This window comes from Mycolicibacterium insubricum, assembly GCF_010731615.1.
Lineage (GTDB): Bacteria > Actinomycetota > Actinomycetes > Mycobacteriales > Mycobacteriaceae > Mycobacterium > Mycobacterium insubricum.
In genome coordinates this window covers 2,457,989-2,470,339 of the sequence record NZ_AP022618.1, presented here as the reverse complement: position 1 = coordinate 2,470,339, position 12,351 = coordinate 2,457,989, and the positions used below count along the sequence as shown (strand labels likewise).

The 12,351-nt window shown below is 70.8% G+C and carries 13 protein-coding genes; 3 read left to right on the top strand and 10 right to left on the bottom strand.

Annotated elements, in window-relative coordinates:
• Positions 1-7 precede the first annotated feature (7 nt).
• Together G6N16_RS11855 and G6N16_RS11850 are read right to left on the bottom strand one after the other, a co-directional pair.
• Positions 8-2,020, bottom strand: coding sequence for a primosomal protein N' (locus G6N16_RS11855; protein ID WP_083030669.1), 2,013 nt, complete (start codon positions 2,018-2,020; stop codon positions 8-10).
• Complete coding sequence (locus tag G6N16_RS11850) at positions 2,017-2,769, bottom strand: lysoplasmalogenase (RefSeq protein ID WP_407663638.1); 753 nt, start codon at positions 2,767-2,769, stop codon at positions 2,017-2,019. The genes G6N16_RS11855 and G6N16_RS11850 overlap by 4 nt, the downstream gene beginning before the upstream one ends.
• Between G6N16_RS11850 and G6N16_RS11845 the strand changes: the two genes are divergently transcribed.
• Both G6N16_RS11845 and G6N16_RS11840 read left to right on the top strand, forming a co-directional pair.
• The gene (locus tag G6N16_RS11845) at positions 2,750-3,670 is read left to right on the top strand and encodes an alpha/beta hydrolase (protein WP_083030665.1); all 921 of its coding nucleotides are present in this window, start codon (positions 2,750-2,752) and stop codon (positions 3,668-3,670) included. The genes G6N16_RS11850 and G6N16_RS11845 overlap by 20 nt on opposite strands.
• 28 nt (positions 3,671-3,698) lie before the next feature.
• On the top strand, positions 3,699-5,057 hold the full coding sequence (locus G6N16_RS11840) for an MFS transporter (protein ID WP_083030664.1): 1,359 nt from the start codon (positions 3,699-3,701) through the stop codon (positions 5,055-5,057).
• Here G6N16_RS11840 and G6N16_RS11835 read toward each other — a convergent pair.
• The 7 genes from G6N16_RS11835 to mihF all read right to left on the bottom strand — a co-directional run bounded on the left by G6N16_RS11835 (position 5,024) and on the right by mihF (position 10,617).
• A complete protein-coding gene (locus tag G6N16_RS11835; RefSeq protein ID WP_083030662.1) occupies positions 5,024-5,767 on the bottom strand; it encodes a hypothetical protein in 744 nt (247 codons plus the stop codon). The genes G6N16_RS11840 and G6N16_RS11835 overlap by 34 nt on opposite strands.
• A 45-nt stretch (positions 5,768-5,812) precedes the next feature.
• Positions 5,813-6,565 carry a winged helix DNA-binding protein gene (locus G6N16_RS11830; protein ID WP_133052924.1) on the bottom strand — a complete coding sequence of 251 codons (753 nt, stop codon included), beginning with the start codon at positions 6,563-6,565 and terminating at the stop codon, positions 5,813-5,815.
• Between the two features lie 200 nt (positions 6,566-6,765).
• Positions 6,766-7,977 carry a methionine adenosyltransferase gene (metK, locus tag G6N16_RS11825; RefSeq protein ID WP_083030659.1) on the bottom strand — a complete coding sequence of 404 codons (1,212 nt, stop codon included), beginning with the start codon at positions 7,975-7,977 and terminating at the stop codon, positions 6,766-6,768.
• A 98-nt stretch (positions 7,978-8,075) separates the two neighbouring features.
• Entirely contained in the window at positions 8,076-9,308 is a 1,233-nt protein-coding gene (gene coaBC / locus G6N16_RS11820; protein ID WP_083030657.1) for a bifunctional phosphopantothenoylcysteine decarboxylase/phosphopantothenate--cysteine ligase CoaBC, read from the bottom strand.
• Positions 9,309-9,321: 13 nt separating this feature from the next.
• Positions 9,322-9,615: a DNA-directed RNA polymerase subunit omega gene (rpoZ, locus tag G6N16_RS11815; RefSeq protein ID WP_283165309.1), complete on the bottom strand. Its 294-nt coding sequence runs from the start codon at positions 9,613-9,615 to the stop codon at positions 9,322-9,324.
• Positions 9,616-9,686: 71 nt separating this feature from the next.
• A complete protein-coding gene (gene gmk / locus G6N16_RS11810) occupies positions 9,687-10,298 on the bottom strand; it encodes a guanylate kinase (protein WP_234805831.1) in 612 nt (203 codons plus the stop codon).
• 1 nt (position 10,299) lies between these two features.
• Positions 10,300-10,617: an integration host factor, actinobacterial type gene (gene mihF, locus G6N16_RS11805; protein ID WP_083030684.1), complete on the bottom strand. Its 318-nt coding sequence runs from the start codon at positions 10,615-10,617 to the stop codon at positions 10,300-10,302.
• A gap of 484 nt (positions 10,618-11,101) precedes the next feature.
• Between mihF and G6N16_RS11800 the strand changes: the two genes are divergently transcribed.
• Positions 11,102-11,476 (top strand): hypothetical protein, encoded by a 375-nt coding sequence (locus G6N16_RS11800; protein ID WP_234805829.1) that lies wholly within the window; start codon positions 11,102-11,104, stop codon positions 11,474-11,476.
• Positions 11,477-11,529: 53 nt separating this feature from the next.
• Here the strand turns inward: G6N16_RS11800 and pyrF are convergent, their stop codons facing one another.
• Positions 11,530-12,351, bottom strand: a complete 822-nt coding sequence (gene pyrF, locus G6N16_RS11795; protein ID WP_083030653.1) for an orotidine-5'-phosphate decarboxylase — start codon at positions 12,349-12,351, stop codon at positions 11,530-11,532.

The window sequence follows — 12,351 nt, the reverse complement described above, 5'->3', positions numbered from 1 at the left end:
CACTGGGTCAGCCTATGCGCAGCGGGTCGATCTGTACCCGGACCGGCTGATGAACGCGGCGCGCCGAGGCCACCCCGGTGGCCCGGCGCAGCGCGGTGGCCAGCGCGAGGCCGAAATCGCGGGGCACGCGGACCAGCATCCGGATGATCTCGGCGTCGCCGTCGATGCCGGCGGGACGCCGGGCGCCGGCCGGCAGCGGCACCGGTCCGAGCACTTCGGCGGGATACCCGGGGTCCGCGCTCAGCAGCCCGGCGTCGGCCAGCAGGGCGGTGACCGCGGGCGCGGGGCCGTCGAGGGCGGCCAGGTGCACCGCGGGCGGCAACCCGACCTCGGTGCGGGCCGCCAGTTCGGCGCGGGCGTGCCCGACGGGATCCCACCGGATCAGCGACTGCACGGTGGGGATGGCGGCCTCGGCGACGACGGTGACCGTCCCGCCGTCGGTCCCGGGCCGTACCAGCGCGGCGGCGGCCAGCCAGCGGCGCAGCGCGTCCTCGGCGGCGCGCAGGTCCGCCCGGCCCAGCAGGGCCCAGCCGTCGAGCAGCAGAGCCGCGCCGTAGCCGTCGGGAGCCCGGGGTTCGGCGCCGGGGGTGGCGATCACCAAAGCGGGGCCAGGGCCGAGGGTCGCCACCCCGGTTTCCGCCGACGAGGTGATGACGGTTGCGCCGTGGAAGGCGCGGCCGAGTTCCTCGGCGGTGCGCCGGGCGCCGACGACGACGGCGCGCACCCGGGTGGCGCCGCAGGCGTTGCAGCGGGGCACCGGGTCGGCGCGGCCGCACCAGCGGCAGGTGGCCCCGGAGCTGCCCGAGGTCAGTGCCAGCGGCCCGGTGCAGTGCCGGCAGCGGGCCACCGTGCGGCATTCCGCGCAGGCCAGCGCGGGGACGTAACCGCGCCGCGGCACCTGGACCAGCACCGGGTGCCCGGCGTCCAGTGCGGTGCGGGCGGTGCGCAGCGCCACCGACGGCAGCCGGGCGGTGCGGGCCGCCGGGTCGCGTTCCTGCAGGTAGCCGTCGTCGTCGAGGGCGACGATCCGGGGCGCGCGGGCACGGACCGTGGCGCGGGGGGCGACCAGGTCGTGGGCCCAGCCACTGTCGACCAGTGCTTGGGCCTCGGCGGTGCGGGCATAGCCGCCGATGACGGCCGCGCAGCGCAGCTGGTGGGCGCGCAGCATGGCGACGTCGCGGGCGTGCGGGTAGGGGGCGCGGGGTTCGGCGAGGGTGTCCTCGCCGTCGTCCCAGATCATCAGCAGACCGAGGTTGACCACCGGTGCGAACACCGCGCTGCGGGTGCCGATCACCACCCGGGAGCAGCCGCGCAGCACCGACAGCCAGCGCCGGTAGCGCGCCGACGGGCCCAGTCCGGCGCTCAACGTCACGACGTTGTCCTCGTCGCAGGTGAGCGCCGCGGCGGCGGCCAGGGCGTCGACGTCGCGCTGGTCGGGGACGACGGCGAGCACCGACCGGCCACCGGAAAGCGCCGCCGCGGCGGCCTCGGCGAACCGGGCGGTCCAATCCTCCCCCGGTAGCGCCTGCCACGCCGCCCGCACCGCGCGGCCGTCACCGAGCGCGGCGAGGAACTTCTCACCACCGGCATACGCCGACCAGTACACCGGATCCGGTGCGGGAGTGAACAACTCGGCCGGCGCGAGACTGGGTTTCTTCTCCGTCGCAGCGTGCCGGGGCGGGATGGCCAGCCGCAGGACGTCGGCGCGGGTGCCGGCGTAGCGGGCGGCCACCGCGTCGGCCAGCCGCCTGATGTCGGGCGTCAACACCTGCTCGGGTGAGATGACCCGGTCCAGCCAGCCGAGTTGGCCGTCGTGGTCGCTGTCGGAGCGGCGTTCCAGCACGAACGCGTCGACCAGGCGGCCGTGGAAGCGGATGCGCACCCGCACGCCGGGCTGGGCGTCGTCGGACTGCTCGGCCGACACCAGGTAGTCGAAGTCGCGGTCGAGGTGCGGGACGGTGAGCATCGGCAGCACCCGAGCGATCGGCTCGTGTTCGGCGGCCTGCCGGATGACGGTCATGGTGCCGGTTTAGCAGGCGCGTCCGACATTCCGGCGGCGCTGCGCGCGAAGAAGAACCCGGCGGTGATCAGCAGTTGCGCGACGGCATACGCCCACCAGATCGGCACCGCCAGGAGTTCGTCGCCGCGGATGAACACGCTGGTGCCGATCATGGCGTCGGAGGACGCGAAGCACACCGCGCCGACGGCGGTCCAGGCCGTCGGCAGCGCGGCCAGCAAGGCCGCGCAGACCATGGCGGCGATCACCAGCATGTAGATGGTGACCGGGACGGTCATCTCTTTCAGATGCGGCCAGAACCAGGCGAGCAGCCCGAGGCAGGCCACGGTCACCACCACCGCGGCCACCAACCGGGCGGCAGGCAGTTGCCTGCGCCGAATCAAAGGGGCCAGCACCAGCAGGTAGCACAGGTGCGCGAGCAGAAACGATCCCAACCCGCCGATGAACGACGGCTTCCACCAGCTGATGGCCAGCAGGAAGTCCCCGGAGGCGGAGAATCCCAGCGCGGCGATCAGCCCGATCCGTTCCCGGCGGATCGGATGCCAGAGCGCGGCGGCGGCCAGCAGCAGCGCCATCAGTGATTTGGCCACCGGCTGGCCGGGGAATCGGCCGGCCAGGTCGGATCCGGCGGGCAGACCGGCCGCGGCGACGATGAGGAACACCCCGTAGGCCGCCCCCGCGACCGCGGCGGCCACCCACCACCGGCGCACCCGCGGTGCGTAGTTTGATCCCATGGCAGCCATCGACGACATCATGCAGAAGGTACTCGACGCGGTTCCGTTCCAACTGAGTCTGGACGACGGGATCGAGGCCGCCCGGAAGCGCTTCCGGGAGCTGCCGCGCCGTCCGCTGCACCCCGAGGTCGATGCGCAGGACTACAGCATCGACGGTCCGGGCGGGCCGGTGGGCCTGCGGATCTACACCCCGCCGAACGCCGCGCCCGGCCATCCGGTGGTGGTGTTCCTGCACGGCGGCGGCTTCGTCCTGGGTGATCTGGACAGCTACGACGCCGCCGCCCGCGAGCACGCCGTCGGCGCCGACGCCATCGTGGTCTCCGTGGACTACCGGCTCGCCCCCGAACACCCGTTCCCCGCCGCACCCGACGACGTGTGGGCGGCACTCGAGTGGACGGCCCTGAACGCCCCGTCGTTGGGCGGGGACGCGAAGCTGATTGCAGTGGCCGGGGATTCGGCCGGAGCCAACCTGGCCGCCGGGGCTGCGCTGCGGGCCCGCGATGCCGGGTTGGGGTTGGCCTTCCAGCTGCTCTGGTACCCGTCGGTGGTGTGGGACACCAGCTTGCCGTCGTTCACCGAGAACGCCGACGCACCGATCCTCGACACCGCGACGGTCGCGGCGTTCTCCGCCGCCTACGCCCGGCACGTCAACCTCGCCGAGGCGCCGGCGACGTTGATCCCGGCGCGCGGAGACCTGTTCGAGGCGGCTCCGGCGTACATCGCGGTGGCCGGGCACGACCCACTGCGTGACGACGGCATCCGCTACGGCGAGCTGCTGGCCGCCGCCGGGGTCCCGGTCACCGTCGACGTGGCCGACAGCCTGGTGCACGGCTACATCGCCTACTCGGGTGTGGTGCCGGCCGCGACCGCGGCGACCGGGCGCGGTCTGGCCGCACTGCGGGCCGCGCTGCACGACTGAGTCGTACACACCTTCCGAGGCGACAACCATGACGAGTCCCACCCGCACCCAGACCAGCACGCCACGGGCGGTGCTCAACACGGTGAAGGGCTCGGCCGGCAACCTCGTCGAGTGGTACGACGTCTACGTCTACACGGTGTTCGCGCCGTATTTCGAGGCGAAGTTTTTCGATGCGGCGGACACCAATTCGACGGTGTACATCTATGCGATCTTCGCGGTCACGTTCGTCATGCGCCCGGTCGGCTCGTGGTTCTTCGGCCGGTTCGCCGATCGCCGCGGGCGCAAGAACGCGTTGATGATCAGCGTCACCATCATGTCGGCCTGCTCGTTCCTGGTGGCGGTGATGCCGACGCGGGATTCCATCGGCAACTGGGCGGCGGTGCTGCTGGTGATCGCCCGGCTGATACAGGGATTCGCCACCGGCGGCGAATACGGCACATCGGCGACCTACATGTCGGAGGCGGCGACGGCGAACCGGCGCGGTTTCCTGTCGTCGTTCCAGTACGTGACCTTGGTCGGGGGCCATGTGCTGGCACAGTTCACCCTGCTGATCGCGCTGAGCGCACTCGACGTCGATGCGCTCAAGGACTGGGGCTGGCGCATCGGGTTCTTCCTCGGCGGCGTCGCGGCGTTGGTGGTGCTGTGGATCCGCCGCAGCATGGACGAGTCGCTCAGCGATGCGCACCTGGAGCAGATCCGCTCGGGCTCCGACCGGAGCGCCGGCTCACTGCGGGCACTGTTCACCACGCAGTGGCGTCCGCTGCTGCTGGTCTTCCTGATCACCGCCGGCGGCACGGTCGCGTTCTACACCTACAGCGTCAATGCACCGGCAATCGTCAAGTCCGCCTTCGGATCCGACCGGGCGATGACCGCGACCTGGATCAACCTGCTGGGGCTGATCTTCCTGATGGCGCTGCAACCGGTCGGCGGTCTGATCAGCGACCGCATCGGCCGCAAGCCGCTGCTGGTGTTCTTCGGGATCGGCGGCCTCGCCTACACCTGGGTGCTGCTCACCTATCTGCCGCAGACCACCTCGGCGGTCGCCGCGTTCACGCTGACCGCCCTCGGCTACGTCATCCTGACCGGCTACACCTCGATCAACGCCATCGTGAAGGCCGAGCTGTTCCCGGCCGAGGTCCGGGCACTGGGCGTGGGACTGGGCTACGCACTGGCGAATTCGGTGTTCGGCGGGACCGCGCCGATGCTGTTCCAGGCCGCCAAGTCCGGCCACCACCCGGGCTGGTTCATCGTCTACGTGACCGCGGTGATCGGGGTGAGCCTGGGCGTCTACATCTTCGGGCTGCGCAACCGGGCCGTCACCGCGTTGGACCGCGAACAGGGCAGCGCCTGGATTCAGGCGCCGCCCTCCAACAGCGCCCGCAGGTGACGACGGTAGGCGGCGCGGCCCTGCGGGGTCAGCGACAGCCACGTCTGCTCCCCGTCATCTTGTGTGACGGCGTAATCCGCGGCGACCAGGTCAGGAACGCACGCAAGGACGTCGACGTCACCGGTCAGGTGCGCCACGACGCCGCTGTCAACCTGACGCGCATACGCCAGCGCGGCGCATGCACGCAACTCCCGCGCCGGGGCGATCAGCGGGTCCAGTGAGGGCGGCTGGTCGGGCGCCTCCAGCAACGGCGGGCTGTCGACGCCGGTGGGGTCCAGGCGCCCGACCAGCGATTCGCTGTACCGGAACCACAGCACGCCCAGCAGGGCTGCCAGCGGATAGGCGACGTACCGCACACTCGAGCCGGGACCCACGACGACCACCGGTGCCGACAGCACCAGCCACCCAACCAGATAAGCCCCCCGGCCGAAGCGCATCGGCCGCCGTGAAAACAACCGCGGCGCGCGAACTGCCGCGTCGGGCGATTCGCGGTTCACCAGTCTCATCGAGCTCAGCCATGCCAACATGACAACCAGGGCCAGCAGAGAAAACCATGACCCCATCAGGTCCGAGAGCCAGGGGCTTGCGGCGAACAATCCAAACGGCACCAGGAGCCATAGTGTGAACCGTACGGGCAGCTTGCCCGAAAACAGCTCGCGCCGTACGCGCGCAACGTCTTCGAGGGTTCCGGCTTGGTCGGTGCTGATCATGGATCTGAAGCTACCGACTGCCGGAGGGGTTTCAGCGCGGCAATTTCACGCGCCCAGCGCCCGCAGGTGACGACGGTAGGCGGCCCGGCCCGCCGGGGTCAGCCCCAGCCACCACCCGGGCCCGTCGGGCTGAACGTAGATGTATTGCGCGCGAACCAGTTCCGCACTCACCCGGCTCACGTCGTAGGTACTGATTCCCAGGGTTCGGGCCAGCAGGTCGTCGCCGAGCTGACCCACGTAGGCCAGCGTCGCGCAAACGGCTAGCGGCTCCCGGGACGCGATCAGCGGATCCAGCGTCGCCGGCTGATCCGGGAGGTCACGCAGCGCAGAGCTGTCGACGCCGGTCGGGTCCAGCCGCCAGCCGATCGCAGGCACCGCCAGGATGAACGGGATCAGAAACAGCATGCCCGCACCCGTCCAGCCGAGCGCCACCGTCGGATCGACGACAACCGCGAGCACAGCCCAATAGGCCAGCACGGTCGCCAGACCCGCCACCATCAGCGCTAGCACGCCGCGAAACACCCGCCGGGAGAAGAACCGCACCGGGACGGGCCGGACCGGCAGTGCGCGCACCCCCCTGGCCTTCACCAGAAACCAGGTGAGCCAGGTGGCCGTCGCAGCCAGAATCAGCAGCATCCCCCAGAAGTGCAGCAGCCGGATCAGCGGCCAGGCGCAGGCCAGCGCCAGCACCGGAAACAGCGTTGCGAGGTGCATCCACCCCGGCTGGATCAGCGCATACAACGCTCGGCGCGTCACGCTGACGTCATCGAGCGTGCCAGGGTCTCCGGGAGGCGTCACAAGACTGAATCTACCGGCGCGTGGAGGGGCTCCAAGACAGCAATTCCTCAGCAGGGCTCGTGCCTCGCCCCGCCTTCGTCGTTAAACGGAGCCGGATTGTTCAACTCCTCAACGGGGCTCGTGCCACCAGCAGTGTCCGACTCCTCAACGGCGCTCGTACCTCGCGCCGCCTTCGTCGTCAGACGGCCCCACCTTCGTCGTTAAACAGAAGCCTTCAGGTCATCGACCTTGTCGAGGCGCTCCCACGGCAGATCCAGGTCGTCGCGGCCGAAGTGGCCGTAGGCGGCGGTCTGCGCGTAGATCGGGCGCAGCAGGTCCAGGTCGCGCACGATCGCGCCGGGGCGCAGGTCGAAGACGCTGGTGATGGCCTTCTGGATGCGCGCCGGGTCGAAGTTCTCGGTGCCGAAGGTCTCGACGAACAGCCCGACCGGGGCAGCCTTGCCGATCGCGTAGGCGACCTGCACCTCGGCCCGCTCGGCCAGGCCGGCGGCCACCACGTTCTTGGCGACCCAGCGCATGGCGTAGGCGGCCGAGCGGTCCACCTTGGATGGGTCCTTGCCGGAGAAGGCGCCGCCGCCGTGGCGGGCGAACCCGCCGTAGGTGTCGACGATGATCTTGCGGCCGGTGAGTCCCGCGTCGCCCATCGGTCCGCCGATGACGAACTTTCCGGTCGGGTTGACCAGCAGTTTGAAGTCCGAGGTGTCCAGGGTCTCGTGGCCCAGCTCGGCCAGCACCACGTCGACCACGGTCTCCCGGATGGCCGGGGTCAGCCCGCCGACCAGGTCCACACCGTCGGCGTGCTGGGTGGACAGCACCACGGTGTCCAGGCGCAGCGCGGTGTTGCCGTCGTAGGCGATGGTGACCTGGGTCTTGCCGTCCGGGCGCAGGTAGTCCAGCACCCCGTCCTTGCGGACCTTGGTCAGCCGCCGCGACAGCCGGTGCGCGAGCGCGATCGGCAGCGGCATGTACTCGGGGGTGTCGGTGTTGGCGTAGCCGAACATCAGGCCCTGGTCGCCGGCGCCCTGCAGGTCCAGCGGGTCGCTTTCGCCCTCGACGCGGGTCTCATAGGCGGTGTCCACGCCCTGGGCGATGTCCGGGGACTGCGCGCCGATGCCGATGTTGACGCCGCAGGTCTCGTAGTCGAAGCCCTTCTCCGAGGAGTCGTAGCCGATTTCGCGGATCCGCTCGCGGACGGTGGCGTTGATGTTGGCGAACGCCTCGCGCGCCGAGGTGGTCACCTCGCCGATGACGTGGACCTGGCCGGTGGTCACCGCGGTCTCGACGGCCACCCGGGACTTGGGATCGTCGGTCAGCAGCGAATCCAGGATCGAGTCACTGATCGCGTCGCAAATCTTGTCCGGATGTCCCTCGGTCACCGACTCGCTGGTGAACAGCCGACCACTTTCGCCCACGTTGAGGCCTCCCACACGTCCATCGAACCGTTAGTTGGTTTATCAAAGCCTAGCGTCACCGGCTGACGGCAGGTCGCCCCGCCCGGGCCGCCTGGGCGTCAGCCGCGCAGCAATCCGGCGACCGCATCGACGATGCGACTGGCCATCTCGGTCTTCGAGCCGTGTTCCAGCACCGATTCGGTGCCGTCGGCAAACAGCAACCAGCCCGCGTTGTGGTCCATCTCGAACGCCTTGCCGTCCCCGACGGCATTGACCACCAGCACGTCACAGCCCTTGCGGGCGAGCTTGGCCCGGGCGTGGAACAGCACGTCGCCGTTCTCGTCGCCGGTCTCGGCGGCGAACCCGACGATCACCGACAGTTTCGGCAGCTGGCCGTCGGCCCGCGCCGATACCGCCCCGGCCAGTACGTCGGGGTTGCGGACGAGTTCGATCCCCGAGGGTTCGGAGTCTGCGCCCTTTTTCATCTTGGCGTCGGCGACGTGCACCGGCCGGAAGTCGGCGACGGCGGCGGCCATCACCAGCGCGTCGGATTCCGGGGCCAGCTTGGCGACGGCGTCGGCAAGTTCGGCGGCCGAGCCGACGCGCACCATAGCAACCCCGGCCGGGTCGGGCAGGGCGGTGGCGTTGGTGGCGATCAGGGTGACCTCGGCGCCGCGCTGGGCGGCGACGCGGGCCACGGCGTAGCCCTGCTTGCCGGAGCTGCGGTTGCCGATGAACCGGACCGGATCCAGCGGCTCGCGGGTGCCGCCCGCGGTGATCAGCAGCCGACGGCCGTCCAGATCGCGCGGCAGGGCGTCGGCGCGGGCCAGCAGCAGCTCGGCCAGGGCGGCGATCTCGTCGGGCTCGGGCAGGCGCCCCGGGCCCCTGTCGACGCCGGTGAGCCGGCCCGCCGCGGGATCGAGCACGACGGCGCCGTGGCGCCGCAGGGTGGCGACGTTGTCGACGGTGGCCGGGTGCAGCCACATCTCGGTGTGCATGGCCGGGGCGAACAGCACCGGGCAGTGCGCGGTCAGCAGGGTGGCGGTCAGCAGGTCATCAGCCCGGCCGGCGGCCGCCCGCGACAGCAGGTCTGCGGTGGCGGGTGCGACGACGACCAGGTCGGCCTGCTGCCCGAGGCGCACGTGGGCGACCTCGGGAATCTCGGTGAACACCCCGGTGTGCACGGGTTGGCCGCTGAGCGCCTCGAAGGTGGCGGCGCCGACGAAGTTCAGCGCCGATTCGGTCGGGATCACCCGGACCTGATGACCGGCCTCGGTGAAGGCCCGGATCAGCGCGCAGGCCTTGTAGGCCGCGATGCCACCGGCGACTCCGACGACGATCCGCTTGCCCATCGGGGTGTGCCCGCTACTCGCCTTCGGCGTGCTCGAGCAGGTCGCCGTGGATCTCGCGCATGGCGATCGACAGCGGCTTCTCCTGCAGGCCCGGCTCGACCAGCGGGCCGACGTACTCCAGGATCCCGTCGCCGAGCTGGTTGTAGTAGTCGTTGATCTGGCGCGCACGCTTGGCGGCGTAGATGACCAGGGCGTACTTGCTCGACGTGCGGTCCAGCAGCTCGTCGATCGGCGGGTTGGTGATGCCCAGCGGGGGGTCGTAGGAGCCGATGTAACCCGCGCCGCCCTCGGCCTGGTCGGCGGACAGGGTGTCGTTCGGGGTGCTCACGTGGAATCTCCTACGGGGTAAGGCTACGGGTCAAAAGTTCAGCGGAGGGATCAGTCGGCGGCAGCGGCGCCGGGATCCACCAGCAAGGATACCAATTCGGCGCAGGCCGACTCCAATTGCGTGTTGACGACGACGGTGTCGAAGTCGCCCTGGGCGGCCAGTTCGGCGCGTGCGGTCTCCAACCGCCGCGCCTGGACGTCGGCCGGTTCGGTGCCGCGGCCGGTCAGCCGTTCGCGCAGCACCTCGAAGTTGGGTGGCGCCAGAAAGACCGTCAGCGCCTCGGGCAGGATCTCCTTGACCGCGCGGGCGCCGGCCAGGTCCACCTCGATGAGCACGGGCCGTCCGGCCCGGGCCGCGTCGTACACCGGGGCGGCCGGGGTGCCCGATCGTTGCAGGCCACCGTGGATCTCCGCCCACTCCAGAAGCTCGCCGTCGCGGATCAGACGATCGAATTCGGCCGGGCTGACGAAGTGGTAGTCGACGCCCTCGACCTCGCCGGGCCGGGGGTCACGGGTTGTCGCCGAGACCGAGAAGTACAGCTCGGGCAACGCGGCACGCAGCCGGGCGACCACCGAGGACTTCCCGACCGCGGAGGGACCGGACAGCACCACCACCCGTCCGGGTGCGGTGCCGTCCGGTCCCCCGGCGGCGCTATCGGTCAGATCAGCCCTGATCGAATTTCTCCAGCAGAGCCTTGCGCTGACGGTCGCCCAGACCGCGCAGGCGGCGGGTGGGGGCGATCTCCAGCTCGGTCATGATCTCCTGCGCCTTGACCTTGCCCACCTTGGGCAGGGCCTCCAGCAGCGCAGAGACCTTCATCTTGCCCAAGACCTCATCGGTCTCGGCGTCCTTGAGCACCTGCTTGAGGTTGGTGCCACCACGCTTGAGCCGGTCCTTGAGCTCGGCCCGCGCGCGACGTGCGGCAGCAGCCTTCTCCAACGCAGCTGCGCGCTGTTCGTCGGTCAACTGGGGAAGGGCCACGGTTCCTCCGTATCTCAGCCAATCGTTGGCCATTTCTTGTGTGCCTCGGCCAGGTAGTTCAGCCAGCGACGACGACCGTACCGAGCCGCTACGACGAAATCTAACCCCACCCCCGCCGCCAACCCGCACGGACCCGTGTGTTGGGGGTCTCCCGGCGCGGGTGTCGCCGACGGCGGCGCGGCCCGCGCAGGATGCCGCCGTTGTCCCCGCCGGCCCGACCGCGACGACAAACATGCAGGTCAGTATGTATTTTTCCGTTGCGGGAGCGGATTTTTTGCCCTCGGGTGACCGATACCGCCGAACTTTCCGGGTGTACCCGCGGCCACAACGGGCCATTCCGGGCGTCGTGCGGCGTGTCGCGCGTGTCGCGACTTCATCTGTCGCGCCCATCTCGGCTACAGCTGATACATAGCTCGACTACTTAACCTGCTGGATGTCGGGTCAAAGCGGACGAAGGTTCGCAGTCTCGGAAGGAGAAACCGCCATGAAAACCAGCCTCACGAACAGCACGCGGATGCGCACCGTCGCGGCCGGGGCGGCGGTCGCCGCCGGGTTGGGCATCGCCGGTCTGCTCGGCGGTACGGCCGTCGCATCGGCGCACCCGGGCAGCCCCTGCGGATACAACTGCAACGGCGGTGGCCACGACATCGGCGGCCGCGATTTCGGCGGACGGCACGACTTCGGCGGCCGTGGCGCGGGCTTCATCGCTCCGCCGCCCGATCGGGCCTGGCGGGGCATCGAGCAGGGCCGCTTCGACCACCAGCCGTTCAACTACGGCGGACAGTGGGTCACCCCGGTCTACGACCCGGGCTACGCCGCCTGGGGCTTCTGGCTGGGCCCCGTCTGGATCCCGCTGTAGGCAACGTCCGGGCAAGAAATGAGACACAAGGCCACGTTCGACGGGCGATGGGCCTACAACAGGTGAGAGACGGCGTCGCGCAGGGTCTCCGCGGCGGCGCGGATGGCGGCGGCGTCCGGGCCGGCGCGCAGCACCTCCCGCGACACCGCGGGCAGCAGCTGACCGGGTAGCGCGCCACCCAGGCCCGCGAGATCCTCCGGCCGGCCACCCTGGGCGCCGACACCCGGCACCAGCACCGGTCCGCGCAGCGCCGAGACGTCGGGCACCACCGACAGCGTCGCGCCGACCACCACGCCCACCGAACCCAGCACACCCGCGTCGCGGTTCTCCGCGGCCGCGGCGTCGACCATCGCCTGTGCCAGCGTGCGGCCGTCCTCGGTGCGGGCTTGCTGCACGCTCGCGCCCTCCGGGTTCGACGTGGCGGCCAGCACGAACACACCGCGCCCGTGGGCGGCGGCGGTGTCCAGCAGCGGCCGCAGTGAGCCGAACCCGAGGTACGGGGAAGCCGTCACGGCGTCGGCGGCCAGTGGCGAGTCCCCCGCCCAGGCCTGCGCGTAGGCGGCCATGGTGGACCCGATGTCGCCGCGTTTGGCGTCCGCCAGCACGAGTACCCCGGCGGCGCGCAGCGCGGCGATGGTGCGTTCCAGCACCGCGAACCCGGCCGCGCCGTAGGCCTCGAAGAACGCCACCTGGGGTTTGACGATCGCGAACCCGGAATAAGCCCGCACGCAGACGTCGGCGAAGCGGGCCAGCCCGTCGGCGTCGGCCGAGAGTCCCCATGCCGCGAGCAGCTCCGGGTGCGGGTCGATGCCCAGGCACAGCGGCCCGCGCTCGGCCATGGCCGCGGCCAGCCGGTCCCCGAACGAGCCGGTCAT

Coding starts and splice junctions, on each gene's coding strand:
- G6N16_RS11840 (WP_083030664.1), top strand. CDS start 3,699: ATGACGAGTCCCACCCGCACCCAGACCAGCACGCCACGGGCGGTGCTC.
- G6N16_RS11850 (WP_407663638.1), bottom strand. CDS start 2,769: ATGTCGTCGATGGCTGCCATGGGATCAAACTACGCACCGCGGGTGCGC.
- coaBC (WP_083030657.1), bottom strand. CDS start 9,308: ATGGGCAAGCGGATCGTCGTCGGAGTCGCCGGTGGCATCGCGGCCTAC.
- pyrF (WP_083030653.1), bottom strand. CDS start 12,351: ATGACCGGCTCGTTCGGGGACCGGCTGGCCGCGGCCATGGCCGAGCGC.
- G6N16_RS11835 (WP_083030662.1), bottom strand. CDS start 5,767: ATGATCAGCACCGACCAAGCCGGAACCCTCGAAGACGTTGCGCGCGTA.
- G6N16_RS11845 (WP_083030665.1), top strand. CDS start 2,750: ATGGCAGCCATCGACGACATCATGCAGAAGGTACTCGACGCGGTTCCG.
- G6N16_RS11855 (WP_083030669.1), bottom strand. CDS start 2,020: ATGACCGTCATCCGGCAGGCCGCCGAACACGAGCCGATCGCTCGGGTG.
- G6N16_RS11800 (WP_234805829.1), top strand. CDS start 11,102: ATGAAAACCAGCCTCACGAACAGCACGCGGATGCGCACCGTCGCGGCC.